Raw genomic sequence first — 25,145 nt, 5'->3', positions numbered from 1 at the left:
TCCTTTACTCTTCTTCGTCTCCGCTAAAATTAGCCTGCGGCAGACAGCTGCGCGCGCCCCAGTAATAAATCCCCAGCGACATCGCCGCCACCAGCACCGTATCCCAGGGGTGACCAATAACATTAAGCCCGCCGAAGCTGCCCAGCCAGGAAAAGAGGATAATCAACGCATAAAAAGCGATCAGCCACAGCGAAGACTTCACCTGCTGCGCCAGGCTCACGGTATGTTCCGGCACCTTGCCTTTGCACATCACATACACCACAAACATCACGATCTGCAGCCCCAGCAGCCACGAGAGCGTATTCCAGCCGGACCAGTAGACGATCAGCGCCGAGACCATAAACGACACCGGGCCGATGATGCCGAAGGCGCGCACGCGGAACGGCCGCGGCAGATCCGGGGCGTTGCGGCGCAGCCCGGCGGCGGTCACCGGGGCGATGGCGTAGCTCAGCACCAGGGCCGCCGACACCACGCTTATCAGCTGTTCCCAGGAGGGGAACGGCAGCGTCCAGAAAATCGACAGCCCAAAGGTCAGCCACAGCGCCGGGCGCGGAATACCGGACGCTTTATCAATATGGGTAAAGGCTTTAAAGAAAGTACCCGCCTTCGCCCAGCCGTAGATCACCCGCGGCGTCGCGTTCATATAGATATTGCCGGTGCCGCTCGGGGAGATGATCGCATCGCTTATCACCATAAAGGCCAGCCAGCCCATGCCGAGGGTAATGGCGATATCGCGATACGGCAGCGAGAACTGTTTGCTCACTTCGGCCCAACCGCCGTTCAGCATCTCGGTGGGAATACTGCCAAGGAACGCCAACTGCAGCAGCACGTAGATAATCGTCGACAGCACCACTGATAAAATCAACGCGATAGGGATAGTCCGCTGTGGCTTTTGTACTTCGCTGGCCACCGAGATAATCGGCGTCAGTCCCAGATAGGCGAAGATAATTCCCCCGGCGCTGATCGCCGCTTCCACCCCGGACATACCAAACGGCGCAATGCCCTGAGCATGCAGGTTCTCAGGTTTAAAGAAGGCGAACAGCGTGACCACCACCAGCAGCGGCACCAGAAACTTGAGCACGCTGATGAAGTTGTTCGAGCGGGCGAAGGTCTTGACGCTGTAGTAGTTCAGCGCGAAGAAGAAACAGAGCAGCAGGAACTGCACCCCCCACCCCAGCAGCGTCGGCGAGCTGGAGCCCGGCTGGGTCAGCGCCGGAAACCAGGCCGCGGCATATTGCCGGGCGGCGACAATTTCTATCGAGATCAGGCTGGAGAAGGCGATCAGGGTGATGAACCCCAGCAGATAACCCATCAGCTCACCGTGGGAAAAGACCGGGTAACGAATAATGCCGCCGGCGCGCGGCAGCGCCGCCCCCAGCTCGCAGTAGACAATCCCCAGCAGCAGCACTGCAAAGCCGCCGATCACCCACGACGCGATACCGGCCGGACCGGCAATGGATGCCACATGGCTGGCGGCGAATAACCATCCGGAGCCGAAGATCGCCCCCAGGCCGATAAAGGTGAGGTCGGTCAGAGTCAGCTGTTTTTTAAACTTACCCGACTCCGCAACGCGTGTTTGACTGTTATGCGTAGTGTGAATGGTCATGGTGATGCCCTTGCGTCAATGAGAGGAGGAAATCGCTTCCCGGGTCCACTGGCCGTTGACCAGGCGCAGCAGGTTTAAAGGGTTCGCATCCTGCAGCGCCGGCGGTAACAGGGCGGCCGGCGCATTCTGCAGGCAGACCGGGCGCAGAAAACGCTCAATCGCCCGGCTGCCGACCGACGTCCCGCGCGCATCGGTCGTCGCCGGCCATGGGCCGCCGTGGACCATCGCATCGCACACTTCCACGCCGGTGGGATAACCGTTAAACAGCACCCGTCCGGCCTTCTCACACAGCAGCGGTAGCAGACTCGCCGCCAGCGGGCCGTCGTCCGCTTCCGCGTGCAGCGTCGCGGTGAGCTGTCCTTGCAGCGCTTTCACCACCGCCTGCAGCTGGGCCGCGTCGTCCACTTCCACCAGCAACGATAGCGGGCCGAAAACTTCGGTCTGCAGCAGCGTATCCTGCGCCAGCAGATCCTCGACCTGAGCCTGCCACAGCTGGGTTTGCGCCTCCCCGGCGCCGGCGGCGAGGCCGCTCGCCAGCCTCTCGATACGCGGATGCGCCGCCAGCGCCGCCACGCCCTGGCGGTAGTGCTGAAGGGTCGGCGCATTGAGCAACACCTGCGGCGCGCAGCCCGCTACCGCCGCGCACAGCGCCGACTTAAAGCGTTCCAGTCCGGCGCCGCACAGCGCCAGAATCAGCCCCGGACGGGTACAGAACTGGCCGCCGCCGAGGGTAAATGACGCCACCAGCGCGTTCGCCAGCGCCTCGGCCCGCGTCTGCAGCGCCTGCGGCAGAATAATCAGCGGGTTAATCGCCGACATTTCAGCAAACAGCGGGATTGGCTGCGGGCGCTGCTGCGCCAGCTGATATAGCGCCTTACCGCCAGCCAGCGAGCCGGTAAAGCCAACGGCCTGAATCGCTGGATGGCGGACTAATTCGGCGCCGATATCCGTCCCGAAAATCATATTGAATACGCCGCCGGGTAACCCACACCGCGCGACCGCCCGGACGATCGCGTCAGCGGTCAGCTCGGCGGTGGCCATATGGCCCGCATGGGCCTTCACCACCACCGGGCAGCCAGCCGCCAGCGCCGAGGCGGTATCGCCGCCAGCGGTGGAAAAGGCCAACGGAAAGTTGCTGGCGCCAAACACCGCCACCGGCCCTAACGCCTGCTGATATTGACGCAGGTCCGGGCGCGGCAGCGGCTGACGGTCGGCTAAGGCGGTATCAATACGGGCGGCGAAGGTATCCCCGCGCAGGATCACGCCAGCAAACATCCGCAACTGGCCGCTGGTTCGCGCCCGCTCGCCCTGCAGCCGCGCCAGCGGCAGCGCGGTCTCCTGTTCGGCGATAGCAAAAAACGCCTCCCCCAGCGCGTCCAGCTCATCGGCAATGGCGCAGAGAAAGTGCGCCCGCTGCTGCGGCGCGGTCTGTGAATAAATGGCAAACGCCTGCTGCGCCGCCTCCGCGGCCTGGGCGGCCTCCGCGTGGGAAGCCGGATAAAAGCGATGGCCGGTGGCCTCGCCATCCACCGCCCGCAGGCTCAATAGCGTCGCTTCGCCGCTGGCAACGCGGCGTCCGGCGATAAACTGCCGTCCCGCCGTGGTTTGAGATGCATTCATACTGACTCCTGTGCTCAGAGGCCAACGTCCGGCAGGGCAGGACGAGTCGCCAGCGCCTGTTCCACGATCGCCACCACCTGCTGGCGCGTTTCGCCTTCCAGCGCCAGACGCGGCGGACGGGTCACAGCGCTGCCGCGCCCGAGTAGCTCTTCGCACAGCTTGATGCACTGCACCAGATCCGGACGCGCATCGAGATGCAGCAGCGGCATGAACCAGCGGTACAGCGCCATCGCTTCTTCGTAACGCTGTTGGCGGGCGAGACGGAATAACGTTTCCCCTTCGCGCGGGAAGGCGTTGGACATTCCGGAGATCCACCCTTCCGCGCCGACGGCGATGCTTTCCACCACCACGTCATCCAGCCCGGCAAACAGCACGAAGCGGTCGCCAACGGTGTTACGCAGGTCGATAAAGCGGCGGGTATCGCCGGAGGAGTCTTTAAAGCAGACGATGTTGTCGCAATCGGTCAGGGTGGCGAGAATGTCCGGCGTCACGTCGTTTTTGTAAATCGGCGGGTTGTTGTAGACCATGATCGGCAGGTCGGTGGCGGTGGCCACACTGCGGAAGTGAGCGGCGGTTTCATGCGGTTTTGAGGAGTAGACCAGCGCCGGCATCACCATGATCCCGTCGACGCCGACGCGCTCCGCCTCTTTCGCCATCTTCTGGGCAAAGGCGGTGGTGAACTCGGCCACCCCGGCGATCACCGGAATTTTGCCGCCGGCGGCATCTTTCGCCACTTCGATAATCTGCAATTTTTCATCAGTGCTCAGGGAGGTGTTCTCCCCTACGCTGCCGCACACCACCAGCCCGGAAACGCCATCTTTGACCAGGTTTTTCATCACCGCGTGGGTGGCGTCTAAATCGAGGGAGTAATCGCTACGAAACTGCGTGCTAACCGCCGGGAATACGCCGCTCCAGTGAATCGCTTTATTGCTCATGCTCGGTTCCTTGTCGTCATTTTGTTAAGTCGAGGTGAATGATTGGTGAATATTCACTGACAGATTGACGCGTCGCGGAACCGGCGGCTTGTCGGTTTTCCCTTAATCCGATGACGAAATTAGCACAGTCGACAAAAGTGTGAGCCAGCCGTTATCCCTGCAGCGTCAGGCGAAAATCGCGCGGCGTCGAGCCGGTCATCGCTTTGAACTGGCGGCTGAAGGCGCTGTGATCGGTATAGCCGCACTGCAAAGCGATATCGGTAATCGGCGTGTCGCCGGCCAGCAATTCGGTGGCTTTTTCCAGACGCACTTTGTGGATCATCTGCCGCGGCGTGAGATGAAAGATCCGTTTGCAGTAGCGCTCGATCTGCGCAATCGACATCCCGCTCAAGGCGGTCAGCTCTTCCATGGCGATCGGCCGGTGATAGTGGCGGCGGATATGATCGTCGACGATCGCCAGCCGCTGCCACGCCGGATGGCGGGCGTGGGCCTCCTGCAGATCGTGAGAGATCCCGGCCATGCCGATCACCTGTCCGCGGACATCGCGCAGCGCCAGCTTCTGCGTCAGGCACCAGCCGCGTTCCCGGCCATTGTAGAGATGCATTTCCAGCTGGTCGCGCAGGGTCACGCCCTCCCGCAATACCCGAAGATCCTGTTCGGTGTAACCCTGACCCAGCGCGGAAGGAAAGACGTCGGCGGAGGTTTTCCCCAGCAGCGAGGAGACGGTTTTGAAACCGCAGCGGCGGGCCAGCGTCAGATTCGCCAGCAGATAACGCGCTTCGCTGTCTTTGATAAAAAAGACCACGTTGGGGATGGCATTGAGCAAGGGGGCGATCAGCGCCAGGGCATTGAGCAGCGCCGCCATATTCTCCGGCCGCTGGCGCGCCAGCCCTTCGCAGATCTGGCTCAGCTCATCGACCGCCAGCTCCGGTTGATTAACAGCGCGCGGCGGCGCCGCTTCAGACACACCGATCATAGGGCTTCCTCATGGTAAGTGACCGAAGGATATTTATTCACTTCCTGTTAACACCTCAAGCGGCAACCGCCGGTTTTGCGATCCTGGATCCGCTTTACGCCTTCCCCTGGTTTATCCACTGGCGCAATCGCCACTTTCGGTTTACCACGCCATTAACAGAATGATTAATAAGAAATAATTATGCACCATATGAACATCCCCCCAGCGCTATTATGCCGATTTCGTCATTATCTCTGCCGAAAGCGTTCAAGCCGCCCGTCACGGGTTGCGCCAGCATGATGAAACATGTTGTTAACTTTCGGAGAGCAGAATGACCGCGCCACGCCCCCCTATTGCGCTGAGAGCCATTGATTCACACACCGGCGGCGAACCCACCCGCCTGATCGTTGACGGCTTCCCCGACCTCGGCGGCGGCAGCATGGCGGAGCGTCGCGACCGTTTCGCCCGTGACTTCGATCGCTGGCGTCAGGCGGTGATTCTCGAACCGCGCGGCAGCGATGTGCTGGTCGGCGCGCTGCTTTGCAAACCGATCTCGGCGGCGGCCACCGCTGGCGTCATTTTCTTCAACAACGCCGGTTTTCTGAATATGTGCGGCCACGGCACCATCGGGCTTATCGCCTCGCTGGCGTGGCTTGGCCGTATCCAGCCAGGCGTCCATCTGATTGAAACCCCGGTCGGCGACGTAAGCGCCACGTTGCACGACGATGGCAGCGTATCGGTGCAAAACGTTCCGGCCCGCCGCTGGAAAAAGCAGGTCCGCGTGGAGACCGCGCGGGGTCCCGTCATCGGCGATATTGCCTGGGGCGGCAACTGGTTTTTCCTGATTAACGATCACCCGTTCGCCATTACCCCGGCGCACATTCCACAGCTCACCGACTACGCCTGGGCGGTGCGCGAGGGGCTGGAGGCTGCGGGGATCCGCGGCGACGACGGCGGCGTTATCGACCATATCGAGCTGTTCGCCGATGACGATGCCGCCGACAGCCGCAGCTTCGTACTCTGTCCGGGAAAGGCCTGGGATCGTTCGCCGTGCGGCACCGGCACCAGCGCCAAGCTGGCCTGCCTGGCGCAGGATGGCAAACTCCAGCCGGGAGCGATCTGGCGCCAGGCCAGCATCATCGGCAGCCAGTTTACCGCCAGCTACCAGCGCGCCGCCGCAGGCATCATTCCAACGATCCGCGGCGAAGCCTGGGTGTGCGGCGATAACCAGTTGATCCTCAACCCGGACGATCCCTTCTGCTGGGGGATCGCGCCGTGAAGCCGTGCGATGTCATCGTGATCGGCGCCGGGATCATCGGCGCCGCCTGCGCGTGGCAGCTGGCGAAGCGGGGGCAGAAAGTGACGCTTATCGATGACGGTCAACCCGGCGCCACGGCGGCGGGTATGGGCCATCTGGTGTGCATGGATGACGACCCCGCCGAACTGGCGCTGTCGGCGTGGTCGCTGGCGCGCTGGCGCGCCATCACCCCGCGGATGCCCGCCACTTGCGCCTGGCGCGGCTGCGGCACGCTGTGGCTGGCGGAAAGCGAAGAAGAGATGGCCGTCGCGGGTGAAAAACAGCGGCGGCTGGCTGGCTATCAGATCCACAGCGAACTGCAGACCCCACAGCAGATCGCCGGGCGCGAGCCGCTACTGCGCAGCGGGCTGGCCGGCGGGCTATGGGTACCCGGCGACAGCATCGTCTACGCGCCAAACGTCGCCCGCTGGCTGATGGCCGATGCCGGAGACCATCTCACCTGCCTGCACGACAGCGCGCAGGCGATTACCGAACCGGAGGTGCTGCTCGCCAGCGGCAAACGGCTACAGGCGCGGGCCATCGTGGTGGCCTGCGGCCTGGAGGCCAATACGCTGTTGGCGGAAAACTGGCTGCGGCCCAGGAAGGGTCAGCTGGCAATTACCGATCGCTACGGGCCGCGGGTGCATCACCAGCTGGTTGAGCTGGGCTACGGCGCCAGCGCCCACGGCGGCGGTACCTCGGTAGCGTTTAACCTGCAGCCGCGGCCCACTGGCCAGTTGCTGATTGGCTCTTCGCGCCAGTTCGATAATCGCGAGCGCCAGCTGGATCTCCCCTTGCTGGGGCAGATGCTCGACCGCGCCCGCCATTTTGTGCCGGCGTTGGCGACGCTGAATATCATCCGCTGCTGGAGCGGCCTGCGCGCCGCCTCGCAGGATGGCAATCCGCTGATCGGCCCGCACCCCACGCGCCGCGGTGTATGGCTGGCGCTGGGCCATGAAGGACTGGGGGTCACCACCGCCCCGGCGACGGCTGAGCTGCTGGCGGCGCAGATCCTCGGCGAACGCTGCCCGCTGGCGCCTGAGGCCTGGCTCCCGGCCCGTCTGTACCATCAGGAGGCGATCGCATGAATAGCACGCTCAATATCACTGTCGATGGCGAAGCGCTGACGGTGCCGGAAGGTATCAGCGTGGCGGCAGCGCTGGCGTTGACCGGCGATCCCACCACCCGCCAGGCGGTTAACGGCGACCCCCGCGCGCCGTTTTGCGGCATGGGGGTCTGCCAGGAGTGCCGGATCACCGTTGACGGCCGGCGGGTGCTGGCCTGCCAGACCCTGTGCCGGGCCGGTATGCAAATAGAAAGGAGCCGCTATGTACACGCTGCGCTGTGACATTTTAATCCTCGGCGCCGGCCCCGCCGGCATGGCGGCAGCCCTCGCTGCCACCGCCTGCGATAAACAGGTCATTATTCTCGACGATAACCCCGCCCCCGGAGGGCAAATCTGGCGCGCCGGCCCGCAGGCGACGCTGCCCGCCCTGGCCCGGCGCTACCGCGACGCCATCGCCGCGTCTGCCGCCATCCGGGTGGTGAACGGCGCGCGGCTGATTGCCCGCCCCTCCGCGCGCAGCGTGCTGTTTGAAACCGCCGACGGCGGTGGCGTGGTTTACTGGCAGAAACTGATCCTCTGCTGCGGCGCGCGCGAGCTGTCGCTGCCCTTTCCCGGCTGGACCTTACCCGGCGTGACCAGCGCGGGCGGCCTGCAGGCGCAGATCAAACATGGCCTGTCGCTGAAAGGCGAAAAAGTGGTGATTGCCGGCAGCGGCCCGCTGCTGCTGGCGGTGGCGGATACGGTGAACAAGGCCGGAGGCCAGGTAACGAATATCGTTGAGCAAGCGCCGCTCCCGGCGCTGCTGCGCTTCGCCAGCGGGCTGTGGCGCTGGCCGCAGAAGCTGCGCCAGTTAGCGACGCTGGCTCCGAAAGGCTATCTTAGCGGCGCCCAGGCGATCCGCGCCCACGGCGCAACGCGGCTGGAAGCCGTGACGCTGCGCCAGCGCGGCGTCGAGCGGACTGTCGCCTGCGATCGGCTGGCTATCGGCTACGGGCTGGTTCCCAATATCGAGACGGGGCTGCTGTTCGGTTGCGCCACGGCGCAGGAGGCGATCCAGGTTAACCGCTGGCAGCAGACCAGCCTCGCGGATATTTACGCCGCCGGGGAGTGCACCGGTTTCGGCGGGAGCGAGCTGGCGCTGGCGGAGGGCGAAATCGCCGGGTATGCCGCCGCCGGGGCCAGCCAGCAGGCCCAGGCGTTATTTGCCCGTCGCGCCCGCTGGCAGCGCTTCGCCACGGCCATCAACCGCACCTTCCGGCTGGCGGAGTCGTTGAAAAACGCGGCGACGCCGGAGAGCCTGCTGTGCCGTTGCGAAGATGTGCGCTGCGGCGATGTGGCAGCCGCCGACGACTGGCTACAGGCCAAGCTTACCCAGCGCTGCGGAATGGGCGCCTGTCAGGGGCGCACCTGCGCCGCCAGCGCCCGCTGGCTGTATGGCTGGCCGCTGCCGCAGCCGAGAGAGCCGCTGTCTCCCGCCCGTGCGGAAACGCTTATTGCCCTCGCCAGGCTGAGCGCCGAGCCGTAACCGCTACTCTTCTTCATCACCGCGCCCGGCAGGGACGCCAAGCGCAATAAACTCCTCCAGCAGCGAGGTCAGTTGCTGCAGCTTTTCCGTAGTGAACTGAGCCTCCAGCAGGCGATAGGTTTCTTCCACCTCCGCCTGGGCGCTTTCGTACAGCGCGGTTCCGGCAGGCGTCAGCGAGACGTACAGCTTGCGCTGATCGTTAACCGGCTTCAGCCGCAGCACCAGTCCATCCCGCTCCATGCGCGTCAAAATCCCGGTCAGACTGGGGCGCAGAATACAGGCGCGAAAAGCCAGATCGTGAAAGTCCATTGACGGACGTTCGGCGAGGATACGCACGATCCGCCACTGCTGTTCGGTGAGATTGTGTCGTTTGACGATCGGTCGAAAGTAGGCCATCGCCGCTTCACGCGCCTGCAACAAGGCAATGGTTAATGAATCATGCATAGTATCCCCTCAACGGCCTCATCTAAAACTTATTAACAACTTAATAATTAGCTTTAATCCTGCCATGTACAACCGGTTTCTGCACCTGAAAAGTACCAGCCTTTCCCAGAAAAATATTCAACTATTTGATTAATAACGAATAAGTTATTGATATGTAAATATTGTGTTAATCCGATCACAAAACATTCACTTCCAGTTGCTAAACCTCATCGCAAAGCATAAAAGATGATCATTAATATATTAACGAAATCCCTTTGAACCGAAATCAGTCCCAGAGGAGTGGTGAATGAAAGGTACCATCTTCGCCGTTGCGCTCAATCATCGCAGCCAGCTCGACGCCTGGCGCGAGGCGTTTCAACAGGCCCCCTACAAAACGCCGCCGAAAACCGCGGTCTGGTTTATCAAGCCGCGCAATACCGTGATTGGCGATGGCGAGGCGATCCCCTATCCGCAGGGCGAAACCGTGCAAAGCGGCGCCACCGTGGCGCTGATTGTCGGCAAAACCGCGCGCAAGGTGGCGGCGGAAGAGGCAGCGAACTATATCGCCGGCTACGCGCTGGCGAACGACGTCAGCCTGCCGGAAGAGAGTTTTTATCGCCCGGCGATCAAGGCCAAGTGCCGCGATGGTTTCTGCCCCGTCGGCGCGCTGTCGCCGGTGCGCAACGTTGATAACCTGACCATCATCACCGAAATCAACGGCCGCGAAGCGGACAGCTGGCATACCGGCGATCTGCAGCGTAACGCCGCGCAGCTGCTGAGCGCCTTGAGCGAGTTCGCCACCCTCAATCCCGGCGACGCGATCCTCATCGGTACGCCCCACTCCCGCGTTACGCTGCGTCCCGGCGATCGCGTACGCATTCTCGCCGAGGGCTTCCCGGCGCTGGAAAACCCGGTTGTCGCAGAAGGAGAGCTGGCATGAAACAGGCACGTATTGAATGGCAGGGACAGGTACGCGATGCGGTGGTCGATGAACGCGACCAGGTGCGCCTGGACGATGGCACGGTATTGAAAGAAGGTGAATTCCGCTGGCTGCCGCCCGCCGACGGCACGCTGTTCGCGCTGGGGCTGAACTACGCCGACCACGCCAGCGAGCTGGCGTTTAAGCCGCCAACCGAGCCGCTGGTGTTTATCAAAGCGCCAAACACCTTTACTGGCCACCAGCAGCAGTCGGTACGCCCGGATAACGTGGAATACATGCACTACGAAGCTGAGCTGGTGGTGGTGATCGGTAAAACCGCCCGCCGCGTCAGCGAAGCCGAGGCCATGGACTATGTCGCCGGCTATACCGTCTGCAACGACTACGCGATCCGCGACTATCTGGAAAACTACTACCGGCCAAACCTGCGGGTGAAAAGCCGCGATACCCTGACGCCGATCGGCCCGTGGATCGTCGGCAAAGAGGCGATCCCGGATCCGCATAATCTGGCCCTGCGCACTTGGGTCAATGGCGAGCTGCGCCAGCAGGGCACCACCGCCGATCTGATCTTCAGCATCCCGTTTCTCATCGCTTACTTAAGCGAATTTATGACCCTGCAACCGGGCGACATGATCGCCACCGGCACGCCGAAAGGGCTGTCCGACGTGGTGCCAGGCGACGAGGTGATCGTTGAAGTCGAGGGCGTGGGCCGCCTGGTCAACCATATCATCAGCCAGCAAGCGTATGAGGAGACACTGTCATGAAAAAGATTAACCATTGGATCAACGGTAAAAACGTTGCCGGCGCAGACTATTTTCATACCACCAACCCGGCCACCGGCGAAGTGCTGGCGGAAGTCGCCGCCGGCGGTGAAGCCGAAGTCCATCAGGCGGTAGCGGCGGCGAAAGAGGCCTTCCCGAAGTGGGCTAACCTGCCGATGAAAGAGCGCGCGCGCCTGATGCGCCGCCTCGGGGATCTGATCGATCAGAACGTCCCGGAGATCGCGGCGATGGAAACCGCCGATACCGGTCTGCCTATCCACCAGACCAAAAACGTGCTGATCCCGCGCGCCTCCCACAATTTCGAGTTTTTCGCCGAAGTGTGCCAGCAGATGAACGGTAAGACCTATCCGGTCGACGACAAGATGCTGAACTACACCCTGGTGCAGCCGGTGGGCGTCTGCGCGCTGGTGTCGCCGTGGAACGTGCCGTTTATGACCGCCACCTGGAAGGTGGCGCCGTGCCTGGCGTTGGGGAATACCGCGGTGCTGAAGATGTCCGAGCTGTCGCCGCTGACCGCCGACCGTCTGGGCGAACTGGCGCTGGAAGCGGGTATTCCGGCGGGGGTACTGAACGTGGTGCAGGGCTACGGCGCGACGGCGGGCGATGCGCTGGTACGCCACCATGACGTGCGCGCGGTATCGTTTACCGGCGGTACCGCCACCGGGCGCAACATCATGAAAAATGCCGGGCTGAAAAAGTACTCCATGGAGCTGGGCGGCAAATCGCCGGTGCTGATTTTCGAAGACGCCGATATTGAGCGCGCCCTCGACGCCGCGCTGTTCACCATCTTCTCGATCAACGGCGAACGCTGCACCGCCGGCTCGCGCATTTTCATTCAGCAGAGCATCTACCCCGAGTTCGTTAAGCGCTTCGCCGAGCGCGCTAACCGCCTGCGCGTCGGCGATCCAACCGACCCGAACACCCAGGTTGGCGCGCTGATTAGCCAGCAACATTGGGAGAAAGTCTCCGGCTATATCCGCCTCGGCATTGAAGAAGGGGCGACCCTGCTGGCCGGCGGCGCGGATAAACCGTCCGACCTGCCGGCGCATCTGAAAGCCGGCAATTTCCTGCGCCCGACAGTGCTGGCGGATGTCGACAACCGTATGCGCGTCGCGCAGGAAGAGATTTTTGGCCCGGTCGCCTGCCTGCTGCCGTTCAAAGACGAGGCGGAAGGGCTGCGCCTGGCGAACGATGTGGAATACGGCCTGGCGTCGTATATCTGGACCCAGGACGTCAGCAAAGTGCTGCGTCTGGCGCGCGGTATTGAAGCCGGGATGGTGTTCGTCAACACCCAGAACGTCCGCGACCTGCGTCAGCCGTTCGGCGGCGTGAAGGCCTCTGGCACCGGCCGCGAAGGCGGCGAGTACAGCTTTGAAGTGTTCGCCGAAATGAAAAACGTCTGCATCTCGATGGGCGACCATCCGATCCCGAAATGGGGAGTCTGATATGGGTAAGTTAGCGTTAGCAGCAAAAATCACTCACGTGCCGTCGATGTACCTGTCTGAGCTGCCGGGGAAAAACCACGGCTGCCGCCAGGGCGCTATCGACGGGCATAAAGAAATTGGCAAGCGCTGCCGGGAAATGGGCGTCGATACCATCATCGTGTTCGATACCCACTGGCTGGTCAACAGCGCCTACCACATCAACTGCGCCGACCATTTCCAGGGCGTCTACACCAGTAACGAACTGCCGCACTTTATTCGCGACATGACCTACGACTATGACGGCAACCCGGAGCTGGGTCAGCTCATCGCCGACGAGGCGGTGAAGCTTGGGGTGCGCGCCAAAGCGCACAATATTCCGAGCCTGAAGCTGGAGTACGGCACCCTGGTGCCGATGCGCTACATGAACAGCGATAAGCACTTCAAGGTGGTGTCCATTTCCGCCTTCTGTACCGTTCACGACTTTGCCGACAGCCGCAGGCTGGGCGAAGCGATCCTCAAAGCCATTGAGAAATATGACGGCACCGTGGCGGTGCTGGCCAGCGGCTCGCTGTCGCACCGCTTTATCGACGATCAGCGCGCCGAAGAGGGGATGAATAGCTACACCCGCGAGTTCGATCATCAGATGGATGAGCGGGTGGTGAAGCTGTGGCGCGAGGGCAAATTTAAAGAGTTCTGCACCATGCTGCCGGAGTACGCCGACTACTGCTACGGCGAAGGCAACATGCACGACACGGTGATGCTGCTTGGCCTGCTGGGCTGGGATAAATACGACGGCAAGGTGGAGTTTATCACCGAGCTGTTCGCCAGCTCCGGCACCGGCCAGGTTAACGCCGTGTTCCCGCTGCCGGCGCAGGCGTAAGGAGGCCCCATGCCGCATTTTATCGCCGAATGTACCGACAACATCCGCGAGCAGGCCGATCTGCCAGGTCTGTTCGCCAAAGTCAACGAGGCGCTGGCCGCTACCGGCATCTTTCCGATCGGCGGGATCCGCAGCCGTGCCCACTGGCTGGATACCTGGCAGATGGCCGACGGCAGGCAGGATTACGCCTTTGTCCATATGACGCTGAAGATCGGCTCCGGGCGCAGCCTGGAGAGCCGTCAGGACGTGGGAGATATGCTGTTCGCGCTGATCAAATCCCACTTCGCGGCGCTGATGGAGAGCCGCTACCTGGCGCTGTCGTTCGCCATGGAAGAGCTCGATCCGACGCTGAACTACAAACAGAACAACGTGCACGCCTTATTTAAATAACGTGCAAATTGCCCGGTGGCGCTGCGCTTACCGGGCCTACAGCGGCCATGAATTTGTAGGCCGGATAAGCGAAGCGCCATCCGGCAATACAATGCCACAGGAATCACTATGCTCGATAAACAGACCCGAACCCTGATTGCCCAGCGGCTGAATCAGGCCGAAAAACAGCGTGAACAGATCCGCGCGATCTCGCTGGATTATCCGTCGATCACCATTGAGGACGCCTACGCCGTCCAGCGCGAGTGGGTCGAGATGAAGATCGCCGAAGGCCGCGTACTCAAAGGCCACAAGATCGGCCTGACCTCAAAAGCCATGCAGGCCAGCTCGCAGATCAGCGAGCCGGACTACGGCGCACTGCTTGACGATATGTTCTTCCACGACGGCAGCGATATCCCCACCGACCGCTTTATCGTTCCGCGTATCGAAGTCGAGCTGGCGTTCGTGCTGGCCAAACCGCTGCGCGGCCCGAACTGCACCCTGTTTGATGTCTACAACGCCACTGACTACGTGATCCCGGCGCTGGAGCTGATTGACGCCCGCTGCCACAACATCGACCCGGAAACCCAGCGCCCGCGTAAAGTGTTCGACACCATTTCCGATAACGCCGCCAACGCCGGGGTGATCCTCGGCGGCCGCCCGATCAAGCCCGACGAGCTGGATCTGCGCTGGATCTCCGCCCTGCTGTATCGCAACGGCGTGATTGAGGAGACCGGCGTCGCCGCGGGGGTGCTCAATCACCCGGCCAACGGCGTGGCCTGGCTGGCCAACAAACTGGCGCCGTACGATGTCCAGCTCGAAGCCGGCCAAATTATCCTCGGCGGCTCCTTCACCCGTCCGGTCCCGGCGCGCAAGGGCGATACCTTCCACGTCGACTACGGCAACATGGGCGCCATCAGCTGCCGCTTTGTTTGAGGAGAGCAACATGAACAACGCTTTTAAAGCGGCGCTCAAGTCCGGGCGTCCGCAAATCGGCCTGTGGCTGGGGCTGTGCAGTAGCTACAGCGCCGAACTGCTGGCCGGCGCCGGCTTCGACTGGCTGCTGATCGACGGCGAACACGCGCCCAACAATGTGCAAACGGTGCTGACCCAGCTTCAGGCCATCGCCCCCTACCCCAGCCAGCCGGTGGTCCGCCCGTCGTGGAACGACCCGGTGCAGATCAAACAGCTGCTGGATATCGGCGCGCAAACCCTGCTGGTGCCCATGGTGCAGAACGCCGACGAAGCGAGGCTGGCGGTCAGAGCCACCCGCTACCCGCCCGCCGGCATTCGCGGCGTCGGCAGCGCGCTGGCCCGCGCCTCGCGCTGGAATCGGGTGCCGGATTATCTTCACCAGGCCAACGACGCGATGTGCGTCCTGGTACAGATTGAAACCCGCGAAGCGCTGAAAAATCTGCCGCAGATCCTCGATGTCGACGGGGTGGACGGCGTGTTTATCGGCCCGGCGGACCTCAGCGCCGATATGGGCCATGGCGGCAATCCGCAGCACCCGGAAGTGCAGGCCGCCATTGAACAGGCCATCCAGCAAATCCGTCAGGCCGGTAAGGCGCCGGGGATCCTGATGGCCAATGAAGCGCTGGCGAAGCGCTATCTCGAACTGGGCGCGCTGTTCGTCGCCGTCGGCGTCGATACCACCCTGCTGGCGCGCGGCGCAGAAGCGCTGGCGGCCCGTTTTACCCACACCGCAACGACCACAACCGATAACAATAAATCCGTCTATTGAACGGATAATGTGGAGCGCAACATGACTACCTCTACCCTGCAACACAATGATAATAAAGCCGTTGAAGTAGAAAACCGGGTGATCAAAAAGCTGTTCCGCCGCCTGATTACCTTCCTGTTTGTTCTCTTTGTTTTCTCATTTTTGGACCGCATTAATATCGGCTTCGCCGGCCTGACGATGGGCAAAGACCTCGGTCTGACCTCCACCATGTTCGGCCTGGCGGCGACGCTGTTCTACGTCACCTACGTGCTGTGCGGGATCCCCAGCAATATCATGCTGGCGAAAGTCGGCGCGCGCCGTTGGATCGCCGGAATTATGGTGGTCTGGGGGATCGCCTCGACCTGCACCATGTTCGCCACCAGCCCGCATACGCTGTACATCCTGCGCATGCTGGTCGGCATCGCCGAGGCTGGTTTTCTACCGGGGATCCTCGTCTATCTGACCTGGTGGTTCCCGGCCTACCATCGCGCCCGCGCCAACGCCCTGTTTATGATCGCCATGCCGGTGACCATGATGCTCGGCTCGATACTTTCCGGCTATATTCTGGCGCTCGACGGCCTGTGGAACCTGAAGGGCTGGCAGTGGCTGTTTCTGCTGGAAGGCCTGCCGTCGGTGGTGCTCGGCGTCGTCACCTGGTTCTTCCTCAACGACACGCCGGATAAAGCCAACTGGCTCGATAGCGAAGAAAAACAGGCGCTGAAGGCGATGATCGATCGTGAACGGGAAAATGCGGCGGTCGTTCCGGCTTCGCCGCGTTCCACGCTGCGCGAAGTCCTGACGCCAGCGGTGCTGATGTATACCCTGGCCTACTTCTGCCTGACCAATACCCTGAGCGCCATTAATATCTGGACGCCGCAGATCCTGCAGAGCTTCAACACCGGCAGTAGCAACATCATGATTGGCCTGCTGGCGGCGATCCCGCAGTTCTGCACTATTTTCGGCATGATCTGGTGGAGCCGCCGCTCCGACCGGCGCAAAGAGCGCAAGATGCATACCATCCTGCCCTACCTGTTCGCCGCGGCGGGTTGGCTGCTGGCTTCGGCCACTCACCACAGCCTGATCCAGCTGATCGGCATTATTATGGCTTCGGTGGGATCCTTTACCGCGATGGCCATTTTCTGGACCACCCCGGATCGGGTGATCAGCCTGCAGTCGCGCGCGGTGGCGCTGGCGGTGATCAACGCCATCGGCAACGTCGGCTCTGCCGTCAGCCCGCTGTTGATCGGCATTTTGCGCGATACCACCGGCAGCTTTAGCTCCGGGCTATGGTTTGTCGCCGGGCTGCTGATTGTCGGCGCGCTGGTGCTCACCCGCATTCCAATGAGCCAGCGTGAGGACGCCGCCGCCGCGCCGGGCTTAGCGGCGCAGAAAGGCCACTAAGGAGCGAGTATGTGCCAGCATTCCATCGCCAATATCGATATCAATAAAGATTACGACGAGAGCCTGGGCACCGAGGAGGTGCACTATCAGTCGTTTTCCCGCATGGCGGCCTTTTTTGGCCGCGACATGCAGGCGCATCGCCACGACCGCTATTTCCAGATGCACTATCTTGATACCGGGCAGATTGAGCTGCAGCTTGATGACCATCGCTATTCGGTGCAGGCGCCATTGTTTGTGTTAACGCCGCCCTCGGTGCCGCACGCCTTTATTACCGAGTCCGATAGCGATGGCCATGTGCTGACGGTGCACGAAGAACTCATCTGGCCGCTGCTGGAGGTGCTCTATCCCGGCACGCGGGAGACCTTCGGCCTGCCGGGGATCTGCCTGTCGCTGGCGGATAAACCCGACGAGCTGGCGGCGCTGGCCCACTACTGGCAGCTGATCCGCCGGGAATCCACCGCCCAGTTGCCGGGGCGCGAGCACACCCTGGCGCTGCTGGCGCAGGCGGTCTTTACCCTGCTATTGCGTAACGCAAAGCTCGACGATCACGCCGCCAGCGGCATGCGCGGCGAGCTGAAGCTATTCCAGCGCTTTAACCAGATGATCGACAGCCACTACCATCAGCACTGGACGGTACCGGATTACGCCAGGGAGCTGCACCTGACCGAATCGCGGCTGACCGATATCTGTCGCCGCTTTGCCAACCGTTCGCCCAAACGGCTGATATTCGACCGCCAGCTGCGCGAGGCGAAGCGCCTGCTGCTGTTCTCCGATAGCGCCGTCAATGAGATAGCCTGGCAGCTGGGGTTTAAAGACCCCGCTTATTTTGCGCGCTTTTTTAGCCGCCAGGTCGGCTGCTCGCCCAGCAGCTACCGGGCGCAAAAAGTACCGGTATCGTAATTCCCCGCTGGCGCTGCGCCTGCCGGGCGATGGTCCACAGGTCGGTTCAGCGCCGCGCCAGCCGACAAACGCTGCAGAGATCACAAAATTCACTCCCGCCTGAAAAGTACCCGTCGTTGTCGCAAACGTCCCTTCACGACAAGCGCAATAACCGCTTCAATTGAACAACAAAAACAAAACATATATTTAACATCATTTTCCGATAAATACTGAAGAGGCCCCTATGAAACCTGAAGATTTCCGCGCCGACGCGAAACGCCCGTTAACTGGCGAAGAGTATTTAAAAAGCCTGCAGGATGGCCGCGAAATTTATATCTATGGCGAGCGCGTGAAGGATGTCACTACCCACCCGGCCTTCCGTAACGCCGCGGCCTCCGTCGCTCAACTGTACGATGCGCTGCACAAACCGGAGATGCAGGATTCCCTGTGCTGGGGCACCGATACCGGCAGCGGCGGCTACACCCATAAATTCTTCCGCGTGGCGAAAAGCGCCGACGATCTGCGCCAGCAGCGCGACGCCATCGCCGAGTGGTCGCGCTTAAGCTACGGCTGGATGGGCCGCACCCCGGACTACAAAGCCGCCTTCGGCTGCGCGCTGGGCGCCAACCCGGCGTTTTACGGCCAGTTCGAGCAGAACGCCCGCAACTGGTACACCCGCATTCAGGAAACCGGCCTGTACTTTAACCATGCGATCGTCAACCCGCCGATCGACCGCCACAAGCCGGCCGATGAAGTGAAGGATGTCTACATCAAGCTGGAAAAAGAGACCGATGCCGGGATCATCGTCAGCGGCGCGAAAGTGGTCGCCACCAACTCGGCGCTGACCCACTACAACATGATCGGCTTCGGCTCCGCGCAGGTGATGGGCGAAAACCCGGACTTCGCGCTGATGTTCGTCGCGCCGATGGACGCCGAAGGCGTCAAGCTGATCTCCCGCGCCTCCTATGAGATGGTCGCCGGCGCGACCGGCTCCCCGTACGACTATCCGCTCTCCAGCCGTTTCGACGAGAACGACGCGATTCTGGTAATGGATAAGGTGCTGATCCCATGGGAGAACGTGCTGATTTATCGCGACTTCGACCGCTGCCGCCGCTGGACCATGGAAGGGGGTTTCGCCCGCATGTACCCGCTGCAGGCCTGCGTACGTCTGGCGGTAAAACTGGACTTTATCACCGCCCTGCTGAAGCGCTCGCTGGAATGTACCGGCACCCTCGAGTTCCGCGGCGTGCAGGCCGACCTCGGCGAAGTGGTGGCATGGCGCAACATGTTCTGGGCGCTGAGCGATTCCATGTGCTCGGAAGCGACGCCGTGGGTCAACGGCGCATGGCTGCCGGATCACGCCGCGCTGCAGACCTATCGCGTGATGGCCCCGATGGCCTACGCCAAGATCAAGAACATCATCGAGCGCAACGTCACCAGCGGCCTGATTTATCTGCCGTCCAGCGCCCGCGATCTGAACAACCCGCAGATTGACCAGTATCTGGCGAAGTATGTGCGCGGCTCCAACGGTATGGATCACGTTGAACGTATCAAGATCCTCAAACTGATGTGGGACGCCATCGGCAGCGAGTTCGGCGGCCGCCACGAGCTGTATGAAATCAACTACTCCGGTAGCCAGGATGAGATTCGCCTGCAGTGTCTGCGCCAGGCGCAGAGCTCCGGCAATATGGACAAGATGATGGCGATGGTCGACCGCTGCCTGTCCGAGTACGACCAGAACGGCTGGACGGTGCCGCATCTGCACAATAACGCTGATATCAACATGTTGGATAAGCTGCTGAAGTAATTCGCAGCGGGAGGTCATAATGCAATTAGATGAACAACGCCTGCGTTTTCGCGATGCCATGGCCAGCCTGTCGGCGGCGGTTAACGTGGTCACCACCGCAGGCGAAGCCGGCCGCTGCGGGATTACCGCCACGGCGGTGTGCTCGGTGACGGATACGCCGCCCTCGGTGATGGTGTGTATCAACGCCAACAGCGCGATGAACCCGGTGTTTCAGGGCAACGGCAAGTTGTGCATCAACGTGCTGAACCATGAACAGGAAATCATGGCCCGTCATTTCGCCGGGATGACCGGGGTGACGATGGAAGAGCGTTTTGCCCTCAGCGGCTGGCAGCAGGGCGCACTCGGGCAGCCGGTGCTGAAGGGGTCGCTGGCCAGTCTCGAGGGGGAGATTAGCCAGGTACAAACCATCGGCACCCACCTGGTCTATCTGGTAGAAATCAGGAATATAACCCTGAGCCAGCAGGGCCACGGGCTGATCTACTTTAAGCGCCGCTTCCACCCGGTAATGATGGAAATGGAAGTCGCAGTGTAATCGCCTTGTCTGCTCCTCCCCGGTTGGGGAGGAGCGTTAACCCACAGCGTCGCAGGCCACAATCTCCTGTGATCACAATCACATAATCCCGCCCTGTTCACTTCGTAGCCAACCGCTTACCCCTTCCAGTAACCGCTTAACCTCCTATACAACCACTCACCCATTTACTCATCTTTACGCGCGCGCCGGTCTGGCAAGATCGGAGGCAGCCTAGCTAATCAATACCTCCATCAACTCTTACTTAAAACCAGACGGCTTCGGCCAATTATTCATCTCATTAACGCCAGGTTTTACTATGGATACCAAAAAACTATTCAAGCACATACCCTGGGTGATTCTCGGGATCATCGGGGCATTTTGCCTCTCAGTCGTCGCCCTGCGCCGCGGTGAGCACGTCAGTGCCCTGTGGATCGTGGTGGCGTCGGTTTCCGTGTACCTCGTCGCCTACCGGTATTACAGCCTGTATATCGCGCAGAAGGTGATGAAGCTTGACCCGACGCGCTCCACGCCAGCAGTCATTAATAACGATGGCCTGAACTATGTGCCGACCAACCGCTACGTGCTGTTTGGCCACCACTTTGCCGCGATTGCGGGTGCCGGTCCGCTGGTGGGCCCGGTGCTCGCCGCGCAGATGGGCTACCTGCCGGGCACCCTGTGGCTGCTGGCGGGCGTCGTGCTGGCAGGCGCGGTACAGGACTTTATGGTGCTGTTTATCTCCTCACGGCGTAACGGCGCCTCGCTGGGCGAGATGATCAAACAGGAGATGGGTCCCGTACCGGGCTCCATCGCGCTGTTCGGCTGCTTCCTGATAATGATCATCATCCTCGCGGTGCTGGCGCTGATCGTGGTGAAAGCGCTGGCGGAAAGCCCGTGGGGCGTCTTCACCGTCTGCTCGACGGTGCCAATTGCCCTGTTCATGGGGATCTACATGCGCTTCCTGCGCCCGGGCCGCGTAGGCGAAGTATCGGTCATCGGTATCGTCCTGCTGGTGGCGTCTATTTACTTCGGCGGCGTGATTGCCCACGACCCGTACTGGGGCCCGGCGCTGACCTTTAAAGACACCACCATCACCTTTACCCTGATTGGCTACGCGTTTATCTCGGCTCTGCTGCCGGTATGGCTGATTCTGGCGCCGCGCGACTACCTGGCGACCTTCCTGAAAATCGGCGTCATCGTTGGCCTGGCGCTGGGTATCGTGATCCTTAACCCGGACCTGAAAATGCCGGCGGTGACCCAGTACATTGACGGTACCGGTCCGCTGTGGAAAGGCGCCCTGTTCCCGTTCCTGTTTATCACTATTGCCTGCGGCGCGGTCTCCGGCTTCCACGCCCTGATCGCCTCCGGCACCACGCCGAAGCTGCTGGCCAACGAAACCGACGCCCGCTTTATCGGCTACGGCGCAATGCTGATGGAGTCCTTCGTGGCGGTGATGGCGCTGGTGGCGGCATCGATTATCGAACCGGGCCTCTACTTCGCGATGAACACCCCGCCGGCGGGTCTGGGTATCACCATGCCGAACCTGCACGAAATGGGCGGTGAAAACGCGGCGCTGATTGCCGCCCAGCTGAGGGATGTCACCGCTCACGCGGCAGCGACCGTCAGCTCCTGGGGCTTCGTGATCTCACCTGAGCAAATCCTGCAAACCGCGAAAGATATCGGCGAACCTTCCGTACTGAACCGCGCAGGCGGCGCGCCGACGCTGGCCGTGGGTATCGCTCATGTGTTCCACAAAATCATCCCGATGGCGGATATGGGCTTCTGGTACCACTTCGGTATCCTGTTTGAAGCGCTGTTTATCCTCACCGCGCTGGATGCGGGGACCCGCGCAGGCCGCTTTATGCTGCAGGATCTGCTGGGTAACTTCGTGCCGTTCCTGAAAAAAACCGACTCGCTGGTCGCCGGGATTATCGGTACCGCCGGCTGCGTCGGGCTGTGGGGCTACCTGCTGTATCAGGGCGTGGTCGACCCGCTGGGCGGCGTGAAGAGCCTGTGGCCGCTGTTCGGTATCTCTAACCAGATGCTGGCCGCGGTGGCGCTGGTGCTTGGCACCGTGGTGCTGGTCAAAATGCAGCGCACCAAATATATCTGGGTCACCGTGATCCCGGCTGCGTGGCTGCTGCTGTGCACCACCTGGGCGCTGGGCCTGAAGCTGTTCAGCACCAACCCGCAGATGGAAGGCTTCTTCTTTATGGCTCAGCAGTATAAAGAGAAGATCGCTTCCGGCGGCGAACTGACCGCACAGCAGATTGCCAACATGAACCATATCGTGGTCAACAACTACACCAACGCCGGCCTGAGCATCCTGTTCCTGGTGGTGGTGTACAGCATCATCTTCTACGGCATCAAAACCTGGCTCACTGTCCGCAACAATAAAGTGCGTACCGACAAAGAGACCCCGTACGTGCCGGTACCGGAAGGCGGCGTGAAGACCTCGTCACATCATTAACCCCGATGCCGGATGGCGCTACGCTTATCCGGCCTACAAAAAAGCGCATCAATGTAGGCCGGAGAAGGCGCTAGCCGCCATCCGGCTTTATTCGTTATCTGGAACTTACAATGTTTGGTAACTTAGGTCAGGCAAAAAAATATCTCGGTCAGGCGGCGAAAATGCTGATTGGCATTCCGGATTACGACAACTACGTCACCCATATGCAAACCAACCATCCGGATCAGCCGTACATGACTTATGAAGAATTCTTCCGCGAACGCCAGCAGGCCCGCTACGGCGGCGACGGCAAAGGCGGCGTCCGCTGCTGTTAATGGAGGCAATAATGGCACCGATTGCAGTCACCCTACTCACCGGTTTTCTCGGCGCAGGTAAAACCACCCTGTTGCGCCATATTCTCAACGAACAGCACGGCTTTAAAATCGCCGTGATTGAAAATGAATTTGGCGAAGTCGCCGTTGACGATCAGCTGATCGGCGACCGCGCCACGCAGATTAAAACCCTGACCAACGGCTGCATCTGCTGTACGCGCTCCAACGAACTGGAAGACGCCCTGCTCGATCTGCTCGACAGCCGCGACCGCGGTGAAATCGAGTTCGACCGGCTGGTGATTGAATGCACCGGCATGGCCGACCCGGGGCCGATTATCCAGACCTTTTTCTCCCACGAGGTGCTTTGCGAGCGCTATCTGCTGGATGGCGTGATCGCCCTGGTGGATGCGGTCCATGCCGACCAGCAGATGGATCAGTTCACCATCGCCCAGTCGCAGGTAGGCTATGCAGACCGCATTTTGCTGACCAAAACTGATGTTGCCGGCGACACCGAAAAATTGCGCGAACGGCTGGCGCGCATTAATGCCCGGGCGCCGATTTATACCGTCATTCACGGCGATATCGATCTTAGCCAGTTGTTTAACACCAGCGGCTTTATGCTGGAAGAGAACGTCGTAAACAGCAAACCGCGTTTCCACTTTATGGCAGAGAAGCAAAACGACGTGTCATCAATCGTGGTTGAGATGGATTACCCGGTGGATATCAGCGAAGTGTCGCGTGTAATGGAAAATCTGCTGCTCTCCTTCGCCGAGCAATTGATGCGCTATAAAGGGATGCTGTGGATCGACGGCGAGCCAAATCGCCTGCTGTTCCAGGGCGTGCAGCGCCTCTACAGCGCCGACTGGGATCGCCCGTGGGGCGATGAAACGCCGCACAGCACGCTGGTGTTTATCGGCATTCAGTTGCCGGAAGAGGAGATTCGCGCGGCATTTGCCGGGCTACGACGCTAATTTGCCCGCCTGCGCGCTAAGGCGCAGGCCCCCTTCTCTCCCCGTACATCGTCAAAGACAGGGATAAAACGTCGTCATCGCGTCGAAAAATGTAAATCAACGTTTTTATAAGTAACAGCAGAAACACTTTTGCAAATAATAAGAAATTCAATGAATAGGATGCTTAATAATTAATGCCCGCCCTGTTCAGTTTCTGTTTAGCCCACCCATTAAACTGTGGCTAAACAGACCAAATTTGATGATTGACCTCGCCGTAACCCAACGTCATTACAACATTTTCAAAACACCTTCCTGACAAATACAGCATAAAAAATCGACGTAAGTCACATTTGCAGAGGTAAACATCGATTGTTAAGGTGCCCTCAGACAAATTTAATGACGAGGAGCAAACCATGAAAAAGCTTAACATCCTGATTGTTGCTGCCCTGACCGCGGTCTCTGGTTCCGCCATGGCAATGGGGTTTACCGTTGAACAAGGTAAGAATTTTACCAACCTGAATATGGAAATGGGTAAATCCTCTTCCGGCCTGTATGCCGAAAGCCACTGGCTGAAGAATACCGATGATGGTAGCCAGACCGGCGGCGTTGGCGCGGGTTACAATCTGGAAGTTGGCCCGGTGATGCTCAACGCTGGCGCGAAAGCTATCTACCTCGGGCCGAAAAAAGGCGATAACGGCGTCGCGTTTCCGGTCGGCGGCGGGGTGAACGTGGCCCTGACCGACAGCATCCACGTGTTTGGCGAAGGGTATGTCGCGCCCGACGGCCTGAACAACAGCGTGAAAAACTATGTTGAGGCGAACGGCGGCGTGAGCTGGTCCCCGGTTGGTCCACTGACCCTGAAGGTCGGTTACCGTCACGTGAGCGTTGACGGCAAAGAGGGCCGCCCAAACCACACCCTGATTGATGGCGCCTACGTGGGCGGCGGGATTACCTTCTGATGAAATCACGTCTCGCCGCGCTCTCTGCGCTGAGCCTGGCGTTGCTGCTCACCGGCTGCACTCAGTATACCTGGGTGAAGCCGGGTTTAAGCGATGCCGACATGCATAAAAAGCTCACCGAATGTGAAGCGCAGGCCCTGGTCGATCTCCCTCCAGATAACGTGGTGACCGGGTCCAGTTCAGAAAAAAGCGACAAAAAGCATAAGAAACAGGATGTTGAAACAAGTTATACGGTAGAAGACGCGAATGAATATCAGCGGGAGACCTTAGTCGACAGCTGTATGTTCAAAAGCGGCTGGGATAAAGTCGAAGTGCAATAAA

25 protein-coding genes and 1 pseudogene are annotated in these 25,145 nt (G+C 60.8%); 21 read left to right on the top strand and 5 right to left on the bottom strand.

The window, feature by feature from the left end:
- Positions 1-4: 4 nt before the first annotated feature.
- From ACOI6Z_RS22420 to ACOI6Z_RS22405, 4 genes are all read right to left on the bottom strand, one after another.
- Positions 5-1,606: an APC family permease gene (locus tag ACOI6Z_RS22420; protein WP_044525289.1), complete on the bottom strand. Its 1,602-nt coding sequence runs from the start codon at positions 1,604-1,606 to the stop codon at positions 5-7.
- Positions 1,607-1,621: 15 nt separating this feature from the next.
- Entirely contained in the window at positions 1,622-3,226 is a 1,605-nt protein-coding gene (locus ACOI6Z_RS22415; protein ID WP_065812850.1) for an aldehyde dehydrogenase (NADP(+)), read from the bottom strand.
- Between the two features lie 14 nt (positions 3,227-3,240).
- Positions 3,241-4,161, bottom strand: a complete 921-nt coding sequence (locus ACOI6Z_RS22410; protein ID WP_004204197.1) for a dihydrodipicolinate synthase family protein — start codon at positions 4,159-4,161, stop codon at positions 3,241-3,243.
- 151 nt (positions 4,162-4,312) lie between these two features.
- Positions 4,313-5,137 (bottom strand): AraC family transcriptional regulator, encoded by an 825-nt coding sequence (locus ACOI6Z_RS22405; RefSeq protein WP_032455015.1) that lies wholly within the window; start codon positions 5,135-5,137, stop codon positions 4,313-4,315.
- 310 nt (positions 5,138-5,447) lie between these two features.
- Between ACOI6Z_RS22405 and ACOI6Z_RS22400 the strand changes: the two genes are divergently transcribed.
- Genes ACOI6Z_RS22400 through ACOI6Z_RS22385 form a run of 4 tightly spaced genes read left to right on the top strand, consistent with a single transcriptional unit; the run spans position 5,448 to position 9,004 of the window.
- Entirely contained in the window at positions 5,448-6,395 is a 948-nt protein-coding gene (locus tag ACOI6Z_RS22400; protein WP_065812849.1) for a 4-hydroxyproline epimerase, read from the top strand.
- Positions 6,392-7,501, top strand: a complete 1,110-nt coding sequence (locus tag ACOI6Z_RS22395; RefSeq protein ID WP_064158448.1) for an NAD(P)/FAD-dependent oxidoreductase — start codon at positions 6,392-6,394, stop codon at positions 7,499-7,501. Before ACOI6Z_RS22400 ends, ACOI6Z_RS22395 begins: the two co-directional genes overlap by 4 nt.
- The gene (locus tag ACOI6Z_RS22390; RefSeq protein WP_032455020.1) at positions 7,498-7,761 is read left to right on the top strand and encodes a (2Fe-2S)-binding protein; all 264 of its coding nucleotides are present in this window, start codon (positions 7,498-7,500) and stop codon (positions 7,759-7,761) included. The genes ACOI6Z_RS22395 and ACOI6Z_RS22390 overlap by 4 nt, the downstream gene beginning before the upstream one ends.
- The gene (locus tag ACOI6Z_RS22385; protein WP_072422430.1) at positions 7,742-9,004 is read left to right on the top strand and encodes an FAD-dependent oxidoreductase; all 1,263 of its coding nucleotides are present in this window, start codon (positions 7,742-7,744) and stop codon (positions 9,002-9,004) included. The genes ACOI6Z_RS22390 and ACOI6Z_RS22385 overlap by 20 nt, the downstream gene beginning before the upstream one ends.
- A gap of 3 nt (positions 9,005-9,007) precedes the next feature.
- On the opposite strand, the gene hpaR is transcribed toward ACOI6Z_RS22385, so the two are convergent.
- Positions 9,008-9,448 (bottom strand): homoprotocatechuate degradation operon regulator HpaR, encoded by a 441-nt coding sequence (gene hpaR, locus ACOI6Z_RS22380; RefSeq protein WP_002887503.1) that lies wholly within the window; start codon positions 9,446-9,448, stop codon positions 9,008-9,010.
- Between the two features lie 64 nt (positions 9,449-9,512).
- Between hpaR and ACOI6Z_RS22375 the strand changes: the two are divergent.
- From ACOI6Z_RS22375 to ACOI6Z_RS22295, 17 genes and pseudogenes are all read left to right on the top strand, one after another.
- Positions 9,513-9,677 (top strand): annotated as a pseudogene (locus ACOI6Z_RS22375) (hypothetical protein).
- 57 nt (positions 9,678-9,734) lie between these two features.
- Positions 9,735-10,367 carry a fumarylacetoacetate hydrolase family protein gene (locus ACOI6Z_RS22370; protein ID WP_049014166.1) on the top strand — a complete coding sequence of 211 codons (633 nt, stop codon included), beginning with the start codon at positions 9,735-9,737 and terminating at the stop codon, positions 10,365-10,367.
- The gene (locus ACOI6Z_RS22365; protein ID WP_044525284.1) at positions 10,364-11,128 is read left to right on the top strand and encodes a fumarylacetoacetate hydrolase family protein; all 765 of its coding nucleotides are present in this window, start codon (positions 10,364-10,366) and stop codon (positions 11,126-11,128) included. The genes ACOI6Z_RS22370 and ACOI6Z_RS22365 overlap by 4 nt, the downstream gene beginning before the upstream one ends.
- Positions 11,125-12,591: a 5-carboxymethyl-2-hydroxymuconate semialdehyde dehydrogenase gene (gene hpaE, locus ACOI6Z_RS22360; RefSeq protein ID WP_023291851.1), complete on the top strand. Its 1,467-nt coding sequence runs from the start codon at positions 11,125-11,127 to the stop codon at positions 12,589-12,591. The genes ACOI6Z_RS22365 and hpaE overlap by 4 nt, the downstream gene beginning before the upstream one ends.
- Before the next feature lies 1 nt (position 12,592).
- On the top strand, positions 12,593-13,450 hold the full coding sequence (gene hpaD / locus ACOI6Z_RS22355; RefSeq protein ID WP_002887492.1) for a 3,4-dihydroxyphenylacetate 2,3-dioxygenase: 858 nt from the start codon (positions 12,593-12,595) through the stop codon (positions 13,448-13,450).
- Positions 13,451-13,459: 9 nt separating this feature from the next.
- Positions 13,460-13,840, top strand: coding sequence for a 5-carboxymethyl-2-hydroxymuconate Delta-isomerase (locus ACOI6Z_RS22350; RefSeq protein ID WP_064158449.1), 381 nt, complete (start codon positions 13,460-13,462; stop codon positions 13,838-13,840).
- 108 nt (positions 13,841-13,948) lie between these two features.
- The gene (gene hpaH / locus ACOI6Z_RS22345; protein ID WP_002887487.1) at positions 13,949-14,752 is read left to right on the top strand and encodes a 2-oxo-hept-4-ene-1,7-dioate hydratase; all 804 of its coding nucleotides are present in this window, start codon (positions 13,949-13,951) and stop codon (positions 14,750-14,752) included.
- A 10-nt stretch (positions 14,753-14,762) separates the two neighbouring features.
- Positions 14,763-15,560, top strand: coding sequence for a 4-hydroxy-2-oxoheptanedioate aldolase (gene hpaI / locus ACOI6Z_RS22340; protein WP_064158450.1), 798 nt, complete (start codon positions 14,763-14,765; stop codon positions 15,558-15,560).
- Between the two features lie 21 nt (positions 15,561-15,581).
- Positions 15,582-16,940 carry a 4-hydroxyphenylacetate permease gene (hpaX, locus tag ACOI6Z_RS22335; protein ID WP_023291848.1) on the top strand — a complete coding sequence of 453 codons (1,359 nt, stop codon included), beginning with the start codon at positions 15,582-15,584 and terminating at the stop codon, positions 16,938-16,940.
- Positions 16,941-16,949: 9 nt separating this feature from the next.
- The gene (gene hpaA, locus ACOI6Z_RS22330; protein WP_023291847.1) at positions 16,950-17,840 is read left to right on the top strand and encodes a 4-hydroxyphenylacetate catabolism regulatory protein HpaA; all 891 of its coding nucleotides are present in this window, start codon (positions 16,950-16,952) and stop codon (positions 17,838-17,840) included.
- A gap of 223 nt (positions 17,841-18,063) precedes the next feature.
- Positions 18,064-19,626, top strand: coding sequence for a 4-hydroxyphenylacetate 3-monooxygenase, oxygenase component (gene hpaB / locus ACOI6Z_RS22325; RefSeq protein ID WP_002887473.1), 1,563 nt, complete (start codon positions 18,064-18,066; stop codon positions 19,624-19,626).
- Between the two features lie 19 nt (positions 19,627-19,645).
- Positions 19,646-20,158: a 4-hydroxyphenylacetate 3-monooxygenase reductase subunit gene (locus ACOI6Z_RS22320; RefSeq protein WP_023291846.1), complete on the top strand. Its 513-nt coding sequence runs from the start codon at positions 19,646-19,648 to the stop codon at positions 20,156-20,158.
- Positions 20,159-20,453: 295 nt separating this feature from the next.
- Positions 20,454-22,604: a pyruvate/proton symporter BtsT gene (gene btsT / locus ACOI6Z_RS22315; protein ID WP_044525281.1), complete on the top strand. Its 2,151-nt coding sequence runs from the start codon at positions 20,454-20,456 to the stop codon at positions 22,602-22,604.
- Positions 22,605-22,714: 110 nt separating this feature from the next.
- Positions 22,715-22,918, top strand: a complete 204-nt coding sequence (locus ACOI6Z_RS22310; protein WP_002887451.1) for a YbdD/YjiX family protein — start codon at positions 22,715-22,717, stop codon at positions 22,916-22,918.
- Positions 22,919-22,929: 11 nt separating this feature from the next.
- Entirely contained in the window at positions 22,930-23,886 is a 957-nt protein-coding gene (gene yjiA, locus ACOI6Z_RS22305) for a GTPase (RefSeq protein WP_023291844.1), read from the top strand.
- A 392-nt stretch (positions 23,887-24,278) separates the two neighbouring features.
- Positions 24,279-24,824: a YfaZ family outer membrane protein gene (locus ACOI6Z_RS22300; RefSeq protein ID WP_023291843.1), complete on the top strand. Its 546-nt coding sequence runs from the start codon at positions 24,279-24,281 to the stop codon at positions 24,822-24,824.
- Positions 24,824-25,144 (top strand): hypothetical protein, encoded by a 321-nt coding sequence (locus ACOI6Z_RS22295; RefSeq protein WP_032454756.1) that lies wholly within the window; start codon positions 24,824-24,826, stop codon positions 25,142-25,144. Before ACOI6Z_RS22300 ends, ACOI6Z_RS22295 begins: the two co-directional genes overlap by 1 nt.
- Position 25,145: the final 1 nt, after the last annotated feature.

Source organism: Klebsiella sp. C239, assembly GCF_048822715.1.
Taxonomy (GTDB): Bacteria; Pseudomonadota; Gammaproteobacteria; order Enterobacterales; family Enterobacteriaceae; genus Klebsiella; species Klebsiella quasipneumoniae.
Note: the sequence above shows the minus strand (reverse complement) of the source record. Positions and strands in the feature narration are given on the sequence as shown.